The sequence below is a fragment of the Paenibacillus sp. RC334 genome (assembly GCF_030034735.1).
Taxonomy (GTDB): Bacteria; Bacillota; Bacilli; order Paenibacillales; family Paenibacillaceae; genus Paenibacillus; species Paenibacillus terrae_A.
Genome location: NZ_CP125370.1, coordinates 4,512,381 through 4,530,878, shown reverse-complemented (window position 1 = coordinate 4,530,878; position 18,498 = coordinate 4,512,381). Strand labels below are relative to the sequence as shown.

General features: G+C 49.8%; 16 protein-coding genes. 13 read left to right on the top strand and 3 right to left on the bottom strand.

What is annotated here, in order from left to right; all coding sequences use genetic code 11:
• The first annotated feature begins 37 nt into the window (after positions 1-37).
• On the top strand, positions 38-826 hold the full coding sequence (locus tag QMK20_RS20805; protein WP_283653136.1) for a WIAG-tail domain: 789 nt from the start codon (positions 38-40) through the stop codon (positions 824-826).
• Positions 827-990: 164 nt separating this feature from the next.
• On the opposite strand, the gene QMK20_RS20800 is transcribed toward QMK20_RS20805, so the two are convergent.
• The 3 genes from QMK20_RS20800 to QMK20_RS20790 all read right to left on the bottom strand — a co-directional run bounded on the left by QMK20_RS20800 (position 991) and on the right by QMK20_RS20790 (position 7,319).
• Positions 991-2,787, bottom strand: a complete 1,797-nt coding sequence (locus QMK20_RS20800; protein WP_283653135.1) for a M4 family metallopeptidase — start codon at positions 2,785-2,787, stop codon at positions 991-993.
• Between the two features lie 503 nt (positions 2,788-3,290).
• Positions 3,291-5,006 (bottom strand): M4 family metallopeptidase, encoded by a 1,716-nt coding sequence (locus QMK20_RS20795; RefSeq protein WP_283653134.1) that lies wholly within the window; start codon positions 5,004-5,006, stop codon positions 3,291-3,293.
• A gap of 537 nt (positions 5,007-5,543) precedes the next feature.
• Complete coding sequence (locus tag QMK20_RS20790) at positions 5,544-7,319, bottom strand: M4 family metallopeptidase (RefSeq protein ID WP_283653133.1); 1,776 nt, start codon at positions 7,317-7,319, stop codon at positions 5,544-5,546.
• Between the two features lie 563 nt (positions 7,320-7,882).
• On the opposite strand from QMK20_RS20790, the gene QMK20_RS20785 reads away from it, so the two are divergent.
• From QMK20_RS20785 to QMK20_RS20730, 12 genes are all read left to right on the top strand, one after another.
• Positions 7,883-8,821, top strand: coding sequence for a glycosyltransferase family 2 protein (locus QMK20_RS20785; protein ID WP_283653132.1), 939 nt, complete (start codon positions 7,883-7,885; stop codon positions 8,819-8,821).
• Positions 8,818-9,753, top strand: a complete 936-nt coding sequence (locus tag QMK20_RS20780) for a glycosyltransferase family 2 protein (protein ID WP_349361867.1) — start codon at positions 8,818-8,820, stop codon at positions 9,751-9,753. The genes QMK20_RS20785 and QMK20_RS20780 overlap by 4 nt, the downstream gene beginning before the upstream one ends.
• The gene (locus QMK20_RS20775; protein WP_283653131.1) at positions 9,750-10,550 is read left to right on the top strand and encodes a glycosyltransferase family 2 protein; all 801 of its coding nucleotides are present in this window, start codon (positions 9,750-9,752) and stop codon (positions 10,548-10,550) included. Before QMK20_RS20780 ends, QMK20_RS20775 begins: the two co-directional genes overlap by 4 nt.
• Complete coding sequence (locus QMK20_RS20770) at positions 10,547-11,278, top strand: sugar phosphate nucleotidyltransferase (protein WP_283653130.1); 732 nt, start codon at positions 10,547-10,549, stop codon at positions 11,276-11,278. Before QMK20_RS20775 ends, QMK20_RS20770 begins: the two co-directional genes overlap by 4 nt.
• Positions 11,279-11,350: 72 nt before the next feature.
• Positions 11,351-12,832: a glycosyltransferase family 2 protein gene (locus QMK20_RS20765; protein WP_283653129.1), complete on the top strand. Its 1,482-nt coding sequence runs from the start codon at positions 11,351-11,353 to the stop codon at positions 12,830-12,832.
• Between the two features lie 119 nt (positions 12,833-12,951).
• Entirely contained in the window at positions 12,952-13,239 is a 288-nt protein-coding gene (locus tag QMK20_RS20760) for a hypothetical protein (RefSeq protein ID WP_025684990.1), read from the top strand.
• A gap of 29 nt (positions 13,240-13,268) precedes the next feature.
• Positions 13,269-13,601, top strand: coding sequence for an alpha-helical endospore appendage domain-containing protein (locus QMK20_RS20755; RefSeq protein ID WP_137060081.1), 333 nt, complete (start codon positions 13,269-13,271; stop codon positions 13,599-13,601).
• Positions 13,601-13,885 carry a hypothetical protein gene (locus QMK20_RS20750; RefSeq protein ID WP_283653128.1) on the top strand — a complete coding sequence of 95 codons (285 nt, stop codon included), beginning with the start codon at positions 13,601-13,603 and terminating at the stop codon, positions 13,883-13,885. The genes QMK20_RS20755 and QMK20_RS20750 overlap by 1 nt, the downstream gene beginning before the upstream one ends.
• Before the next feature lie 12 nt (positions 13,886-13,897).
• Entirely contained in the window at positions 13,898-14,257 is a 360-nt protein-coding gene (locus tag QMK20_RS20745) for a FliH/SctL family protein (RefSeq protein WP_283653127.1), read from the top strand.
• Positions 14,258-14,438: 181 nt separating this feature from the next.
• A complete protein-coding gene (locus tag QMK20_RS20740; RefSeq protein WP_283653126.1) occupies positions 14,439-15,530 on the top strand; it encodes a CgeB family protein in 1,092 nt (363 codons plus the stop codon).
• A 33-nt stretch (positions 15,531-15,563) separates the two neighbouring features.
• A complete protein-coding gene (locus QMK20_RS20735; protein ID WP_283653125.1) occupies positions 15,564-16,682 on the top strand; it encodes a CgeB family protein in 1,119 nt (372 codons plus the stop codon).
• A gap of 60 nt (positions 16,683-16,742) precedes the next feature.
• Positions 16,743-18,422: a glycosyltransferase gene (locus QMK20_RS20730; RefSeq protein ID WP_283653124.1), complete on the top strand. Its 1,680-nt coding sequence runs from the start codon at positions 16,743-16,745 to the stop codon at positions 18,420-18,422.
• Positions 18,423-18,498 lie beyond the last annotated feature (76 nt).

Here is an 18,498-nt window from a genome sequence, read left to right as displayed (position 1 = left end):
GACCGCTGGTTCACTCCTGTCCAAAGGAGCGTTCATTATGAACCATCGTATGAACCATAATAGTAAGGATAAAAGAACAGCGCGGCGTAACCCTTCCAACGCGGTTCCCTCCCCTCGAATAGACAAAAATAAAACGTCTTCCGTATCCGGCAAACCGATCCAGCGGGAAACGGCAAGTGTAAAGCCAATGGTGGATATCCATGCTCCAGCTCATGACCCTATCACTGTGGATGAAGCAGCATGGCGGAAGCATAAGCTTCCCAAGACACTGGAGGAAGCCATGCTGATGAACCGGGCGTCTGTACTGCTGCTGTCTGTGCCTGAGGCAGATACGGAACATAATACAGAAGAAGGCATATCGTCTATAGCATACAGAGGTCAGTCAGAGCAGGAATCGTTGCTGGATTGCTCCATTACCAGTATTCACATTGCTGAAGGCAGGCATCGCCTCAAGCAGCAGCGGGTAGCGTTGTCCGCTGACAAGCCTGCTGCTGCTTTTACGGATGATGACGAACCTCCGCTTAACGTGACTTATGATGACGGGCTTCTTCGTGAGCATACATTTAATTCAAGAGTGGCCTCAACACGGTTTGGCAGCATTCCTTTTTACATTCCCGCAGAAGCGGACAGGGATGATGTGAGCATTGTGTTTGAGCAGCCATTCCAGGATGTACGTTATGCAATCACAGGTAATGCGAGCATGCCTGGGGTAATAGTATCTGTAACGAATTGTCAGAGAGATTCGGCGGTGTTCACTGTGGAACGCAGACATGCAGGTTCGGTTTGTGAAGGTTTGATTCTGTGGATTGCAATCGGGCACGATTAAAAGACCTCTGCACAGGATTGCGAATTTGCATAAAACAAGAAAAAGGCGTCCCGATGAAGGGAAGCCGTATACATGAGGGGGAAGAGGGCACACTTGTAATGGTAATATCGCCCTCTTTTTGTACATCCTAAGTAGAGCCAGAAGATTGCTTGTTTAAGCTCAACTTATTTCACACCTACAGCGTCAAAGGACTTAATGGCAGAAATGACTGCTATTGAATTTTCACCATAGCTGTCCTTGGCTGCCTGAATAACGGCGGCGCGTGCAGTGGAGAAGTTAGAAGTGGAGGTCAGGTAATTAGTAAAGGCATTATAGTAAATATATACGGCTGCATCACGTCCGATTCCATCTACCTTGACACCATGAAAGGTACCGCCCTGTGCCAGTAGATAGTAGGCTTTATTAATAATACCGCTATTAATATGGGTCCCACCATAATCCTCGTTATTCGGGTCAGGATAAAAATTGCTGTAGTGATCTACCTGACCGTATTTGACAGGATCGGAAAGGGAGCGGATTGCGTCACCCTTAATTTTTGGTGTATAAGCGACTTTGCCAAAATCCCAGTTGGTACGCTCAATGTCGTTACCGATAATATCCGAGATGCTTTCACTCAGTGCGCCAGATTCAGCGAAATACACCAGCCCGGATGAATGCTCGGTCACGCCGTGAGTCAGCTCGTGAGCAACAATTTCAAGGTCGCTGCTGAAAGGGGCAAATAGCGTGCCGTCACCGTCTCCGTATAGCATATGGGTGCCGCCCCAGTGGGCATTATTGTAGTTCTTTTCCCCGTAATGGACTGCCGAGGCAATAGCCATGCCACGTCCGTCGATGCTGTCGCGTCCAAATTTTTCTTTATAATAATCATAGGTGCGAATGGCATAAGCATGGGCATCCACCGCAGCCGGATCTTTCCATACGTTATCTGTACTTGTATAAAGGGTGCCTGGAAGCGTCTCGGTATTGTGAACATTGTAAGTTAAGATGCCTTTACCACGAGTCGCATCCTTCAATTGGTACTTTTTACCGGAAGCTGTTGTTTCGAACGTTTTGGTATCCCCGAGTACACCACGACCTGTGCCGATTACTTCATTGAGGATGTCATACTTGAACACGATTTTGCCGTCATTGGCATCAATAAAGTAACGTGTGCGCAGTAAAGTAGGCTGCAAAATATTAACTTCCGTTACATAAACCAGACGTGTTGTGTCTCCATCGGGATAGATGTACAACTCTGCCTTAGGGTCCACGTTTGGTTCCAGATTGGCGATTTTGGCGATAGGTGCAGACGCAGGCTCTACCGCTTCCAATTTACTATTTTTCAGTTCAGCTTCTTTTTCCAGATCCAGCTTATCCTTGTCAATAGAGGGATATCCTTCGTTGTTAGATGCTTCTGCGTAGGTGTCTTTACTTACACTGCTAACGTCCTCGGAAGGTTCAGAAACGGTATTAGCAGAGGAAGAGAGAGATTGAACGCGTGTAGCTGCATCTTCATACGCAGTATATACGGCCTCAGTAGCGCTAATTTTTGGAGTTGTATTTTCTTTAGCGTCCGCTTGCTGATCTTCTGAAATGACAGCTCCCAGATAAGAAGTAATTTTACCAGCCTTATTCACATGGATCGTCTGTTCAGCTCCAAATACGGGGATGCCGTCCACATACTGTTTTAGGCGATAATGTTGCGTACCGAATTTATCACTGGTTCGATCCACGATCCGAAATTGCTCACGGGCACTGGTGCCGCTGTTGTCCATACTCATTAATTTTTTCTGTTGTCGATTTAAAAAGCTCCAGACCAGATTGTCACCTGATAGCGATGAAGGAGATTTCCAGTCTACCGTTTGAAATGTTGGCGTAAACTGAGTGGGCTCGGCAACAGAATTCTCCGCTGCGGATGCTCCGGGTGCTACTGCTCCTAATAGCATAGCTCCTCCAAGAAGTGAAACCCATACTTTTTTCATTAAATACTCACTCTCCCAAGTTAATGTGAGGATGAAAATCATCCTGTTGAATAGGCATTTTGCCATGTATGTAGGTCTTGTTGCTCCTTTGAAACGTAAAGATTATGGATAAGAATGCGAAGAGGATGGAAAGAAATTACCTTATGCAAAAAAATGGGGATTATTTTTTTCCATTCTATCTTCTAAGCTTTGATATTAGCACAGAGATTGTCGAACGAGAAGATTTATCTTACAAATAACTCCAAAATGATTCGATAGTCCCAAAATATTAATTTTTTTGTCATAATTCGTCGAATAAATAGAAAATCATATAGTCGAACAGGCATCACGATGAAAAAAGGGGCATCCCGTTGAACGGGACGCCATAGACTCAAGGAGGAAGGGGTACAGACTTACACTGCACCCCTATTTTTGGTCCGCTTATGAGCAGGATCAGATGATACCCACACAACAGGCTTCTGTCTACTGAATGAGGATCAATTGCGAGGAATACGGAATATGATTTACTTGATTCCTACAGCATCAAAGGATTGAATAGCGCTAGTTACTGCTAGCGAATCAGTACCATAGAAATCCTTGGCCGCCTGTATAACAGCAGCCCGCGCATTAGAGAAGTTGGAGGTAGAGGTCAAATAGTTCGTAAAGGCATTATAGTAGATGTATACAGCCGCTTCGCGTCCGATACCGGTTACCGTTACACCATGGGATGTACCGCCTTGTGCCAGCAAATAATAGGCTTTGTTGATAATACCGCTATTTGTATGGACTCCTCCTTCATCATCATTGTTAGGGTCAGGGTAAAAATTGGAATAGTGATCCGGCTGGCCATATTTTGCAGGGTCGGATAGAGAGCGCAGAGCGTCGCCCGGAATGTTAGGCGTATAAATGCCATCGCCAAGGAGCCAGTTGCTGCCATCCATATCATTACCCATAATATCTGAGAAGGCTTCATTCAGCGCACCTGATTCACCGTAATACTCCAGATTGGAGGTGAACTCTGTGACACCGTGGGTGAGTTCATGCCCCACGACATCGGGATCACCACTGAAAAAGGTAAATAATTTGCCGTCGCCGTCGCCGTATGTCATTTGAGAGCCGTTCCAGAAGGCGTTGTTATATTTTTTGCCGTAATGGACGGTCGAACGGATTTGCATGCCACGTCCATCAATGCTGTTGCGACCAAATTTATTTTTATAATAATCGTAGGTTCTAATAGCGTAGGCATGGGCATCAACAGCCGCCGGATCATCCCATACATTATCCGCATCCGTCAAAATCGTACCCGGCGTTGTCTGACGGTTGGCAGCGGTGTAGGTTACGATTCCATTACTGCGTGTCGAGTCTTTCAACTGATATCCGTTGCCGGAAGCTGTAGTCGTGAACGATTTCATTACACCATCCACGCCGCGGCCGTTGCCCGTTGCGTAGTTGAGGATGTCATACTGGAATACGATTTTTCCGTCTTTGGCATCAATAAAGTAGCGTGTACGCAAAGGTGCAGGCTCCAGAATATTAACCTCTGTCACATAAACCAGCCGTGTAGTCTCACCGTCAGGATAGATGTACAGTTCTGCATTAGGTTCTACACTTGGCTCCAGATTGGCGATTTTGGCAATGGAAATTTGTTCCGGGATGGATATTTCGTTGTTAGATGCTTCTCTGTAAGTGTCTTTACTTACACTGCCTTGATCCTGACTACCCTCAGTAACGTTATCGGTGACGGAAGGGTAGGATTGAATCCGTATAGCGGCTTCTTCATACGCGGTATAGACGGCCTGGGTAGCGCTAATTTTTGGAGTGGTGTCTTCAGTGGCATCTTGTTGTTGATCCTCCGAAATGACGGCGCCCAGATAAGAGGTGACTTTACCTGACTTATTCACATGGATGGTCTGCTCAGCTCCATATACGGGAACCCCGTTTACATATTGCTTCAATCGATAATGGTTTACACCGGATTTGTCGCTCGTGCGATCAATAATGCGAAATTGCTCACGGACACTGGTGCTGTCTGCACCTAGCAGCGTTTTCTTTTGTCGATTCAAATAACTCCATACAATATTGTCACCCGATACGGATGAAGGAGCCTTCCATTGTTCTGCGTGAAAGGTTGGTGTAAGCTGAGTAGGATCGGGAACAGAATTCTCCGCTGCTGAGGCACCAGGTGCTACAGCCCCTAATAACATAGCTCCTCCAAGAAGTGAAACCCATACTTTTTTCATTAAAAACCACTCTCCCCAAATTTAGGTCAGGATGATGTGCATCCTGTTTTGTTTTTTAGGCACGGCGCCATGTATGTAGGTCTTGCTGCTTTTTTAAAACGTGAAGATCATGAAAAAATAAACTTATGCAAAAAAACAAGTTTTATTTTTTTGTGATTAAATCGTCTTGGCTCTGATATTAGCACAGAGAATGTAGGACGAGAAGATGTATATTACAAATTACTCCAAAATGAGACTAAAGACCCTTATTTAGATTGTGTTTGTCTTATTTAGTCGAAATTGATCGAAAATAGTCTTGTTGAAGTGTAAATGATTCCGCAATGGCAATGGCCATAGCATACTGGTTTTAGAGCATCCGCTATGTAGACAAAAAAAGAGCGTCCCGCTGGGGGACGCCATATACATAAGGGGGAAGGGGCGCAGACTTGTACACTGCACCCCTATTTTTTCGTCCATTTTATGAGCTGGGTTGGATGACAGCTGCACAACGACAATGGTCTATGGACGAGGATGAATAAGAGGGATTGCAATTATGATTTAGTTAACTCCTACAGCGTCAAAAGATTTGGCGGCTGCGGTTGCTTGCGCTGAATTCGCACCGTAAAGGTCTTTTGCTGCCTGCACCACAGCGGCGCGTGTATTGGAGAAGTTGGAAGTAGAAGTCAGGTAGTTCGTAAAGGCACTATAGTAAATTTGGACAGCTGCGTCACGACCAATTCCACTTACAGTTACGTTATGGAAGGTACCACCTTGTGCCAACAGATAATATGCTTTATTAATAATGCCGCTGTTGGTATGAACGCCACCGTTATCAGAGCTGCCTTTATACAAGTTGGAATAGTGGTCTGGTTGATCGTACAGGGTAGGGTTAGACATAGAGCGCAGAGCATCACCCGCAATGCTTGGCGTATAAATATCATCGCCTACAAGCCAGTTTTTACGCTGGATGTCATTGCCGATGATGTCCGAGAAGGACTCGTTCAACGCACCGGATTCCCCGTAATAATCCAAATTCGAAGTATACTCTGTAACACCGTGCGTGAGTTCATGACCAACTACATCAGGATCACCACTGAAAGCGATAAATGTGGTACCGTCCCCGTCTCCATAAGTCATTTGGGAGCCGTTCCAGAAGGCGTTGTTGTAGCGGCTGCCGTAATGGACCGTCGAACGGAGTTGCAGGCCACGTCCGTCAATACTGTTGCGTCCGAATTTGTCCTTATAGTAATCATATGTTTTGGCCGCATAAGCATGAGCATCTACGCCGGCTGGATCATTCCAAACGTTATCGGCATCCGTCAGGAGCGTACCTGGAATGGTCTGACGATTGGAGGCCGTGTAGGTCACGATTCCGTTACCGCGTGTTGTGTCTTTTAACTGATAACTGCTTCCGGACTGCGTAGTGTTGAACGACTTGGTATCACCAAGCACACCTTTACCTGTGCCCGTCGCTTCATTAATGATGTCATACTGGAATACGATCTTGCCATCATTGGCATCAATGATGTAGCGTGTACGCAGCGGCGCAGGCTCCAAAATATTAACTTCTGTTACATAAACCAGACGCGTCGTATCGCCAGTAGGATAGAAGTACAGCTCAGCTTTAGGATCTACTTCAGGCTGTAAATTGGCGATTTTAGCGATGGAACTTTGTGCTTCTACAGCTTCAATTTTGCTGTCCTTCAAATCAGCAGCTTTTTCAAGACTCAGCTTGTCTTTATCAATATAGGTGGTTTGTTCGTTGTTAGCAGCTTCCGTGTAAGTGTCTTTACTTACACTGCTTTGCTCCTTAGCATCTTTAGAGATCGTATCGTCGAAGGAAGGGAGGGCTTGAATCCGTGTAGCGGCTTCTTCATAAGCGGTATATACGGCCTTGGTAGCGCTGATTTTCGGAGTTGTACCTTCCGTAGCTTCTTGCTGCTGATCCTCAGTAATCACGGCTCCCAGATAAGAGGTGACTTCACCAGACTTGTCCACATGAATTGTCTGTTCAGCTCCATATACGGGAATCCCGTTCACATACTGTTTCAGCCGATAATGACTTACACCAGATTTGTCGCTCGTGCGATCAATAATGCGAAATTGATCACGGACACTGGTGCTGTCCGCACCTAGCAGCGTTTTCTTTTGTCGATTCAAATAACTCCATACAATGTCATCACCTGATAACGATGAAGGGGCCTTCCATTGCTCGGCGTGGAAGGTTGGCGTAAGCTGATTTGGCTCCGAAACGGAACTTTCCGCAGATGCACCAGACGCTACCGACCCTAATAACATAGCTCCTCCAAGAAGCGAAACCCATACTTTTTTCATTAAAAATTCACTCTCCCCGGTTAATGTCAGGATGAAGACCATCCTGTTAAGAAATAGGCATTGCGCCATTTATGTAGGTCGTGTTGTCGTCTGGAACATGAAGAAAATGGAACGTGAAGAAGAAAAGCCGAAGTGTCTTTCATGGAAGCGTGTGTGAAAAGAGGGTATTGCATGTGAAGCGTACAGCCTGAAAAGGTGACAAACTCCTCCTTTCCTGTCATATAAGTGAAAGTGGAAAAAAGGCGGATAATGGAAAGAAGTTTACTTATGCAAAAAAAACAAATGCTGAATTTTTGAACTCCCATCATCTGGCTCTGATATTAGCACAGAGAATGACGAACGAGAAGATGTATGTCACAAATTTATCCAAAATGATTCTTTAGACCCTAATAACTGATTTATTCAATAGGATTAATAAGTTTTGTAAAATAAAGTCGAAAATTGCTTTGTCGAAAAGACTCCACGCTTGCCGTTACACACGGGTTTTAGAACGCATAGGTTATGTTGAACTGTCCTAATCATGCTGTCTATCCATACAGCAGCAAGGGAGGTGAGGCGGGAGCATGAGGAAGCAGACAAGATTTGGATTCAAGGCTCATCGCAGGCGGCATTCCAGTGCTAATAATCCCTACTCAAAGGTATGGCTGCCTGTACGAACGCCATCCGTGCATATCACCCCGTACCTTGTAACAAGAAGGGGACCAGGCACAGAAGCAGAAGCACAGACAGGTGAAGAACGGCCATCCGGTTCGTCTTCGGCGGGAAAACTGCTGGTATCCGTCATCATTCCGGCTATGAATGAGCAAAAAACGATCGGGGCTGTTGTCCGTGAGGCACGCCATGTTCATCCACACACCGAGGTCATCGTGGTCGAGAACGGATCAAGCGACAGGACGGCCAAGGCGGCAAAAGCGGCGGGCGCGCGAGTGCTTTCCTTTCCGCAACCCTTGGGGCATGATATTGGTCGCCGTATTGGAGCGGAAGCGGCTTCCGGGCAGGTACTGCTTTTTCTGGATGGTGATATCGTTATTCCCTGCGTCAGACTCAAGCCATTCATACAAGCTGTATGTGCGGGAGCGGATGTTGCACTGAATGATTATCATGGGCCAGTAGACCGTACGTCGGTGCATCCTGTGGTTGAAGCAAAGCATGTATTGAATATTTTGTCGAACCGTGCTGATTTAGGAGGGGCATCCATGACTGGAATTCCGCATGCCATAAGTCGAAAGGCCTTAAATAAAATAGGTCTAAAGTCCTTGGAAAAACCTCCGTTATTTCAGGCCATGACGATTACCTCCGGCTTGCGGGTGGTGACTGTTCGTGGAATAGCCGTGGGTAAAGTGAATGCGACCCGCAAAAAAATGAATGGCAGGGACCCGCTTGTGGATGTGGTCGTACAGGATCATCTTGACGCGATTGCCTGGCTTACATCACATTTGGGAACGCGTGCAGGATATACGGATTTGAAGCGCAAACGGATCAGAAACGAGGTGAGGCCGTGAGCAGAATGTATCGAAAAGGGAGGCGTGATGACCGAAGCCGGGGCATACGACGTGTACAGCGAAGACATGGAACGACGACTATGATGGATAGCCGCAGGGTGAGGAAACCCGCGCCCCGGCGGGGGAAAATGACCGAAGCAAATCCGCTGGAGGTACGGGCATTGCCCGGGGATATGCTGCTGCGGGGGACAGCCGCCGCAGTGGTCAGCGCCTGCAACGAGGAATCTACGATTGGTGGGGTGCTGAGCGAGCTGGAAAAGCTGCCTCTTACGGACATCATCGTCGTATTGAACGGTTGCACGGATGGCACGCGTTCTATAGTAGCGGAGCATCATCCGGGTGTGACTCTCGTCAGCGTGCCGACTCGGCTCGGGCATGATGTCGGACGGGCGGTAGGCGCACGTATGACGCAGGCTGAAATCGTATTGTTCGTAGACGGGGATCTGCCGATTCCTGCGTTTGACTTGCTGCCGTTCCTCTATGCAGTGGATCAAGGAACGGATGTGGCACTTAATGATCTGAGCAGACATTTGCCACCTTACTTCCGGCAGGACAGCGTGACCCGGTGCAAAGGGTTCCTGAACCGCGTGCTGCGCAGGCCGGATCTGGGAGCAAGCTCCTTGACCGCTGTGCCGCACGCGTTATCACGACGTTCGCTGGAGCTGCTCGGCCCTGCTATGCTCGCTGTTCCGCCGAAAGCCCACGCTATGGCGATACTGCACGGTATGAAGGTGACGGCAGTACATGCCGTAGACGTCATTGGAACAAACCGCAAGCGGACTATCAATATCGGCAAAGGGAATGCCATGGAGCAATTGATCGTCGGCGATCATGCGGAGGCACTGGCTGCGGTGTTTCAGGTAGCCGGAGCTTTCCCGTTGGGACCTGTTCCAACACGGGCAGACGTCGCCAAAGGGAGGAATGCACGATGAGTCTGACGAGCATTATTATTCCGACCTATAACGGTTTGCATCTGCTCAAGCCGTGTATTGAGGCGATTCGGACACATACGACAGATGTGCCTTATGAAATTATTGTTGCGGACAACGCTTCAAATGACGGAACGGATGATTTTTGTGAAGCCGAGCGGCTGATCAGCATCCGTCTCCCCGAAAACCGGGGTTTTCCGGCAGCTTGTAATCAAGGGCTTCGGCTGGCTTCGGGTGATCAGCTCGTCATTTTGAATAATGATGTGACGGTTACACGGGGATGGTTATCCAATATGCTGGTTGCATTGCGGAGCCAAAGCACAGTGGGACTGGTGGGACCAGTGACGAATTATGTTAGCGGTACTCAGCAGATTGACGGATTAGCAGGGGATCTGGATAGCTGTCTCCAGTTTGCAGAGCAGAATAATGCAAGTAATCCGTCCAGATGGCAGGAGGTCAAGCGGCTGGTCGGGTTTTGTCTGATGTTCCGGCGTGAGCTGATGGAACGGATCGGATTACTGGATGAACGGTTTAACCCCGGGCATTATGAGGATGACGATTATTGTCTGCGCGCACGTGTACATGGCTACAAGCTGTTGATGTGCAGTGACTGTTTTGTCTATCACCAGGGGAGTGCGAGCTTTTCACGCTCGGAATCTGCCTGGGTCGAAGAGTTGATTGAGCGGAATTATCGTTTGTTTATGGACAAATGGAACATAGACCCCAGAGCGTTTATTGAGACTGGAAATAGCGGAGCTTTAGGCACTGAACATGCTGTCGAAGGAGGAAGGAAGATATGAAAGGGGTTATTCTCGCAGGAGGAACCGGATCGCGCCTTCATCCGTTGACTTCATTACTCAACAAGCATCTGCTTCCGGTCGGCAAGTATCCCATGATCGTGTATGGTATCGAAAGACTGCGACAGGCGGGAATTACCGATATGCTTCTTATTATTGGCAAACAATCGGCCGGGCTGTACACCGATTTTCTGGGTAGTGGCAGCAATTATGGTGTCCAACTGACGTACCGGATTCAGGAAAAGGCGGGCGGCATTGCGGAAGCACTGGAACTGGCGAAAAGCTACATGGAGCCAGGAGAAAAATTCACTGTTTTGCTGGGTGATAATTTGTTCAAGGAAGATCTGGGACCTGTTATTGAACGGTTCGGGCAGCAGCCTCCGGGGAGCGCCAGAGTATTGTTAAAAAAGGTGGCAGATGCCCATCGCTACGGAGTACCCGTGTTTGATCCCGAGCGGCCGGAGAGCATTGCGCGGATTGAAGAAAAGCCGCAGCATCCCCAGTCCAGATATTGTGTAACTGGCATCTACATGTATGATACCACCGTGTTCGATAAGATCCGGCAAATTACGCCTTCGGCGCGTGGTGAGCTTGAAATCACGGATGTTAACAACTGTTATGCGGCTGAGGGCAAGCTTGAATACGATATTTTGCGGCGGTATTGGAGCGATGCGGGGACCTTCGATTCCCTTCAGGAAGCCGGGGCAAAAATGAAAGGGCTTCTGCCCTGATCTCAGCGATACACCATCCGGCCGGGCTAGGCATATAGTATGGACATAATGCCACCCGGAGGAGTGAACGGCATGAAACGCCTGAGTATAAAAAGGAAACACAGCAAGCGGCTCAGTAAGAAAGGCTATTGGGCGGGATATAAAAGGGGTCGGGAGCAAGGCAGCAGATTGGGCCAGGCTTCGTTCGGCAAAGTCTTTGAAGGCGTCAGTATTATCATTCCGTCCTATAATCAGCTTCATCGTCTTCGCACCTGTATTGATCGTATTGAGGAAAATACAAGCTGTCCGCATGAAATCATCGTGGTGGATTGCGGCTCAACGGACGGGACACGCACCTATCTGCTGCGTAAAAGCATCGCTGTGCGTTACGCGCTACTCCAAAAGGATGTCCATTTGACAGGCAGCTTGAATCAGGGACTGATGATGGCGAAAGGCACGACCATTGTGGTGCTGGACCCAAATGCGCTGGTAACGCCAGACTGGCTGGATCGACTGCTAGAGTGCTTGCACAGTGATCCACGTATTGGTGTCGTCGGACCTGTAACGAACGGTCCGTTCGGAGAGCAACAGATTGAGGCACCTTATACGAACGAAAATGAAGCACGTCTTTTCGCCATTTCTCATAATGTTTCCAATCCGGCTGCATGGCGGGAAACCAAAAGCCTGGCCGGATTTTGTTTACTGCTGAGCAGAGAGACGCTGGAAAAGACGGGGTACTGGGACGAAGGCTGTCACAGCGGTCAGGAAGCAGATGCAGATTGGCTGCTGCGTGTACGCTTGTTGGGGACACGTCTGGCCATTGCGGGAGATGCTTTTATCCATTGCACAGAAAGTGATCGGGATACGGCTTATGCCTCTCCCCAGACGACCGGAGAAGGCGGTTTGATGGAGGAAAGCAGCCGGAACCGATCCTTTTTTGTACGAAAATGGGGGGATGCGGATAAGCTGCTCCACAGCCTGAAATTCGGCACAGCAGCAGAGCTGGACAGCCAGATATCGCCAACCAAGTCCAGACACGTGTCGGCGGCAACCTTTTATCCCATTGGAGCGCTCGTTCAGGGACCGTCTGGTGCAATATATCGGCTGGAGCCGGGGGGAAGGCGGCTTCTGCATGGAGTCAGGGATGCAGGAGGCGAAGACGTTGCCCCGGTCAGGGTATCACAGCTTGATCTAATGGCGCTTCCGTTGGTGCCAAAGCCAGAGGTTACGATTCCCGGCGATTATGATCCTGTAAACGAGATTTCGCCTCTCGCATCCCTTGTGCCAGAGGAAGCTGTTCCGGTGCTGGCGGCTCCGGAACTGGAGAACATGCCCGTGTTGCCCACACTTAATATCCCGGCTCAACGCATGCGATGGATTGAGGTCCTTTATGTCGAAGGCGGGCAACTGTATCAAATCGGGAACGGCTGGAAAAGATCGTTCCTTACCCCCTATGCCGCCATGAGCTGGCTGGCGGCTGATTACCGGATTCGGTTGGTGTCCCCCGGAGATTTGTCGGATTTGGCGGAGGAGCAGCCCATTATTGCGCCACCTGTGCTGCACGGGCATTTGTAATGATCGGAATAGGCGCTTTTAGGCGGAACCGACTACTCGTTGCGGCATACGCTGTAGTAGCGGAAAGCCCGTAGGCAATTCGTGCGTTCCGCACGGCGGAGCACATAAAGGAGGGGCTTATGCATAACCAGGTAGATGATTTGCTGATCCATATTTCGCACTCGCAGCAGCAGATGTCAAGGCTGTTGGATGCGGAACGGCAGGTGGTCGTGCGCATGTCGCAGATCATACATGAACTGCCGGACGAAGAGCCGCGTTTTGATGGAATTCCGGGCATTCTCGACAGCTCGGGACAAGTAAACAAAAGCATTGTTGCCTACTTGAACGGTATTGCCGATCTTCAGGAAGCAATGGCTGAAATGCTCGTTCGTGTCGTGAAAGAGACGGCATACCCGGACGAGGAGTAACGTACCAACCGAGGGCAGGGAGTGAACACATGAGTAGGGAAAAAGCAATGATTCATATGCTGGACGCAGCTTCCAAAATGCAATGGAATGTGTCCATGATCCTGGAGGCCAAGGCGGTAGAAGCCGAAAAAATGCGTAATTGGACGCTGAACCATCTGGAGCCTCACGCATTTGACACGGATGAAGAACAATTGGGACGGCCTTTGGAAATTCATGAGCAGATGGTGGAAATGCTGGAGGGTTTAACCCGGCTTCAAACCGGACTATGCAGTAATCTCAAGGCATTACTGGATCAGGATGAGCAGCAGGGTGGCGGATTGGAAGGGATGATGGGAGGAATGGGACCGGGGGATATGAGCTAATGAGTATGAGGCGCGAACGTGAGATCAAGCTGGATATGATGGAGTCCATTGCTACCAGCCAGCACGCCGTTGCTCGGATGCTGAGCAGTCTTGCGGACTTGACGCCCCATGCGGATATGTCCGCTACCCGTCTGGAGGAAACCATTCGTGTGCTCAGCAACTACCAGGGGAAAATCACGCAGATGTTGGCGGGCATACCATTAAGACGGCAGGTGTATGGTAAACCGACTCAGCCGTGGCTCCAACTGCCTGTTCCAAAAACGCAACAACGACGAGGAAACTAAGGAGGAATGAGAATGAGAATACGGTGGGAACGCGTTACGCGGGGAAAAGCCCGCAAAAGACGCAAAAGTACCCGACGTTCGAGTATCCGAAGATTAAAGCTGAGAAGAAAACGTCTGCTTGCTTTAAGACGGCGTAAAAGAGGGCTTCACTCCGCCCGTAGAAGTCGTCCTCATCTGCGTCGGGAGAAAAAACCTCAGCCCACCCAGTCTACAGCTCCTGCAGCGGAAAATCCACAGCCCGAGCCTGTTGTGCTGGAGCATGATCCGCAGGCATTCCAGCAGGGATATGATGCTGCCTATAACGAGGGCTTCAATTCAGGCTTTGCCAAAGGCTACGAAGAAGGACACCAAGTCGCATACAAGGCCCAGTAAACCGTGAACATCATCTATTGTAACTGATCCCCCGAAGCTAACAGCCTCGGGGTTATTTGTTGTTTGGCAGATGGACGGGCAAACGCCAATTTTGTCCGGGCAGTGGCAGTCGTCCATGATGCGTTTGACCCCTCCGCATATAGTTTAGGAGTGACAGAAGTTTATTCTACAACAGGACAGGGTGAAGGATGTGAACGATCAACGAAGCGGGAATGAACGCGAAGCCTATCGATGTGGCTACCGGGAAGGACGCAGAATGGGGGGGTGCACGGCTGCTCTGTCACAGGTCGTGGCCACGGTGCCTGCTGTTCGCCATTTGAAAGTGCTGTATATCCCGCAAGGCTTCGCCGCAATAGACACAGGGGTACAAGAGGCATTAAGCCAAATATGCAGTGAATTCATCATCGGTACTCCTGCCAGAATGCTGGCTGACGCCGAAGCCCATCGACCCGAGCTCGTACTGGTCATGAACGGGCTGCATGTTTTTCCACCGGATCATCTGGAGCAGGTGCAGCAAATACGGGGCCTGGGTATTCGGACGGCCATATGGTTTGTAGATGATCCTTACTTTACGGAGGATACGGCGTTGATCTGCCAATCCTACGATGTTGTATTTACGCACGAGATGTCATGCCTGCCGTTTTATCGAGATCAGGGAGTGGCAAAGGTACATTATTTGCCGCTTGCTGCGTCAGCCCGGATCTTTTATCCCCAGCGGGTGGAGCGGGAGCACCAGCATGACATTTGCTTCATCGGGAATGCCTTCTGGAACCGCGTAAAGCTGTTTGACCACCTCGCTTCTTTTTTAGCGGATAAAAGGGTGCTGATCGTGGGTGGAAGCTGGGATCGGCTGACCCGTCGGGATGTGCTGGAACGATTTATCCGTCCAATCTTCATGGAGCCGGAGGAAACAGCCAAATATTATAACGGCTCCAAAATTGTTATCAATCTGCATCGTCCGACGGACCCCGGACTGGATAACCGGAATACACATCAGCTGTCGGCGGAGTCCATTAATCCCCGGACCTACGAAATTGCTGCCTGTGGCACGCTCCAGATGACGGACATTCGGAAGGATCTGAGCCGCTATTACCGACCGGGCTATGACATTGAAACCTTTGGTGGAGTAGAGGAGTTGAAGGTCAAGCTGGACTACTATCTCAAGCATGACTGGGAACGTGAACGCATGGCCTGGCGCGGGCTGCACACCACCATGCAAAAGCATCTGTACACAAATCGTATGGAAGAATTGCTGGACAAGGCGATGGCCTAAAGTAAACACCAAAAACAGTGAGGAGTGAAAGTGATGACGATATCTACGACAGGACCGTTTGACCCGGCCACAACTTCCTGGGAAAAGGGGAGAGCTGCGGGAATCAGTGACGGTTACGACGAAGGCTATTTGCGCGGGCGCGCCAATGCGATTCTTACCCGGACGAAGGCGGTCTTTCCTTTTCGACAAATCCATGTACTGTATGTAGTCTCCGGTAAAGGTCTTCCCTATTCTCCACTGGATGAAGCGGTTATTACCACATTGCAAAGTATGACGGCTCAGGTTACTGTAACCGACCCGCGTCAGCCCGTAGGTGGTATCGCTGCTCAGCTCCGTCCGAATCTGGTGCTGGCGCTGGATGGGATGGACCTTCCACTGGAGCAGGTGGAAGCGGTGCGTCAGTTGGGCATTCCGACCGCCATCTGGCTAACGGATGATCCCTATTACACGGACACGACGACCCAAATTGTCCCGCATTATGACCATGTGTTCACGCTAGAGCTGAATTGCATTGAAATGTACCGTCAGCTTGGCTGCCCATCTGTACATTACTTGCCCTTTGCGGCATTTCTGACTCAATATTTCCCGCTTAGCTCTCCCGCTTCTGTACGGCGTGAAATCGGGTTTACCGGCTCGGCCTACTGGAATCGCATCTATTTCTTTAATCCGATTATGCCGCAGCTCATGGCTCGTAATATTAAAATCAACGGAATCTGGTGGGATCGTCTCCCTGATTATCAATCGTACGGAGACAAAATCGAGATAGGCCGCTGGATGTCTCCGGTCGAGACGAATGATACGTATAATGGCAGCAAAATTGTCATTAATCTTCATCGTTCGCATCAGGATGATTCAGTGAATAACAATGCGCTGAAAATTCCGGGGGCGTCGCCGAATCCGCGCACGTTCGAAATTTCTGCCTGCGGCACCTTGCAACTGACCGACACACGGGATGATCTGGCTCATTTTTACAAGCCGGGAGAAGAGATCGAGACGTACAGTTCCCAACAGGAGCTGCTGGAGAAGATTGAGTTTTATTTGACGCACGAAAAGGAACGCCGTGAGATTGCCTTGCGTGCTCTGGAACGGACACTGCGTGAGCACACGTATGGTCACCGGATTGACCAGCTGCTGTCGATCGTATTTCCATAATTCGGTTCATACGCCCGATGATTGCTATTTTAAAGGAGGTGAACTCCGATCAAACCGAAAATGATGCTATTCAGCCATGTCAGCAATGTCCGCAGCATTACGGGAGCGGAGAAGCTGTTATTGCAATTTTGTGTAGACATTCGTACGTACTTCGACTGCATTCTGGTGACGCCCGGTGAAGGGCGGCTGACCACGATTGCCCGCAAGCGCGGGATTACCGTCCAAATTCAGAACCTGCCCATGCTGCACGGCATGTATACCCCGTATGAGGGATTGGCGCAAGATGCGGAGAATTTGCGAAACCATGCTTCGTACGCACCGTTGCTTCAGTTGCTACAGCAAGCGCGTCCAGATGTGGTGCTGGTCAATACCTGTGTGAACGTCATGCCCGCGATGGCTTCCCATGAGTCGAATATTCCAGTGGTCTGGAAAATAACCGAAGTCATTAACCAGAATGAGCATACACCTGTCTCGGTCTCCATCATCGAGCGTTACAGCCGATGGGTCATCGGTATTTCGCAAGCCGTCTTGAGGCCTTTGCACGGGGCGGGGCTGACACGTCCGCATACGGTGTTGTCTCCTTGTCGGGATATGGATATGCCGCCGCACAAAGAGCATGTACTGCAACGGAAACGCAAACGTGAAAAGCTGGGGTTGAAGGAATCGCATATCTGTATTGGTTATATTTCTTCCTTTATCTGCGAAGCCAAAGGACTGTTACCTTTTGTTCAAATGGCTCTGAAGCTGTGTGAAACGAATTCGAGCTGCCGCTTCTGGATCATCGGCAGCTCGGTGGACTCGGAATATTACGTGAAATGCGTTTCTTTAATCCGCAAATCCCGTTACAGCCGCCGATTCCAGTTCAGCTCATTTGAGGAATCTGTATCCACCGCATATAGCGCGATGGATATGGTTGTCATCCCGAGCATGGTGGAGGAAGGCTTTGGTCTGACGGCACTGGAGGGGCTGGTTTACGGAAAGCCGGTTGTGGCCTTTGCGCAGGGCGGACTGGTGGAGCTGATGGAGGCGACCGGAAATACTGAGTTTTTGGTAGAGCCGGGAAACAGCGATATGCTGGCTGAAAAAGTGGGCTATCTGCTCAATCATCCCGAGGAAGTGGAACGGATTGGTGTACGGAACCACAGCGCGGCTACACGTGTATACGGGTCTGATTCCTACCAAAACAACCTGCACGTCATGGCCAGCCAATGGGTGTGTCATGATCCGCAGTGGTTCCCGCTGATTCAGCAGCCGGGTGGTCCGGTATGGACGCGGGAGGGAGAAGGGCTACGTCAGGTCATCGCTATACCGGAGGCATGTACCAGCGCTATTCGAGAATTTCCCGAATCGCTGGTTGGCCAACTGCCTGTGCTCGGTCTGCCACCTATCGAGTATGCAGCCATTCCGGGCTTGCCACAGCCACCCCCTCCTGTACCGGAGCTACAGCCAGACCTGCATCATGGCAAGCGTGGCATTCGAGCGAGATGGCCAGCGGCCCGCAAGCAAAGCAGACCCCGCAAGCGCAAGGGTAAGAGCAACGCCAGCAGCAGGAGCTATCGCATTAACTGGTTTCCGCTGTCAGGGCTTCTGCCGAAATCCAAGTCCAGACAGAAACCCAGGTTGAAGCGGAAGCTCAAACGAAAACACAAGCTCAAGCCTGTGTCGAGGCGTCCGCATCCGCACAAGCGGAAGCGGCTAACGCTCAAGGCTGGACGCCACAAAAAACAACGGTCCGGGTGAAAGCATGCCGGACCGTTGAGGTGAACGTTTAGCTGGAGCACAGACAGTTTGCTGGATGGCTATCTCACGCATTAAA

Excerpts from the sequence above, each read along its gene's own strand:
- QMK20_RS20805 (WP_283653136.1), top strand. The coding sequence starts at position 38 with ATGAACCATCGTATGAACCATAATAGTAAGGATAAAAGAACAGCGCGG.
- QMK20_RS20800 (WP_283653135.1), bottom strand. The coding sequence starts at position 2,787 with ATGAAAAAAGTATGGGTTTCACTTCTTGGAGGAGCTATGCTATTAGGA.
- QMK20_RS20795 (WP_283653134.1), bottom strand. The coding sequence starts at position 5,006 with ATGAAAAAAGTATGGGTTTCACTTCTTGGAGGAGCTATGTTATTAGGG.
- QMK20_RS20790 (WP_283653133.1), bottom strand. The coding sequence starts at position 7,319 with ATGAAAAAAGTATGGGTTTCGCTTCTTGGAGGAGCTATGTTATTAGGG.
- QMK20_RS20785 (WP_283653132.1), top strand. The coding sequence starts at position 7,883 with ATGAGGAAGCAGACAAGATTTGGATTCAAGGCTCATCGCAGGCGGCAT.
- QMK20_RS20775 (WP_283653131.1), top strand. The coding sequence starts at position 9,750 with ATGAGTCTGACGAGCATTATTATTCCGACCTATAACGGTTTGCATCTG.
- QMK20_RS20770 (WP_283653130.1), top strand. The coding sequence starts at position 10,547 with ATGAAAGGGGTTATTCTCGCAGGAGGAACCGGATCGCGCCTTCATCCG.
- QMK20_RS20765 (WP_283653129.1), top strand. The coding sequence starts at position 11,351 with ATGAAACGCCTGAGTATAAAAAGGAAACACAGCAAGCGGCTCAGTAAG.
- QMK20_RS20760 (WP_025684990.1), top strand. The coding sequence starts at position 12,952 with ATGCATAACCAGGTAGATGATTTGCTGATCCATATTTCGCACTCGCAG.
- QMK20_RS20755 (WP_137060081.1), top strand. The coding sequence starts at position 13,269 with ATGAGTAGGGAAAAAGCAATGATTCATATGCTGGACGCAGCTTCCAAA.
- QMK20_RS20750 (WP_283653128.1), top strand. The coding sequence starts at position 13,601 with ATGAGTATGAGGCGCGAACGTGAGATCAAGCTGGATATGATGGAGTCC.
- QMK20_RS20745 (WP_283653127.1), top strand. The coding sequence starts at position 13,898 with ATGAGAATACGGTGGGAACGCGTTACGCGGGGAAAAGCCCGCAAAAGA.
- QMK20_RS20735 (WP_283653125.1), top strand. The coding sequence starts at position 15,564 with ATGACGATATCTACGACAGGACCGTTTGACCCGGCCACAACTTCCTGG.
- QMK20_RS20730 (WP_283653124.1), top strand. The coding sequence starts at position 16,743 with ATGATGCTATTCAGCCATGTCAGCAATGTCCGCAGCATTACGGGAGCG.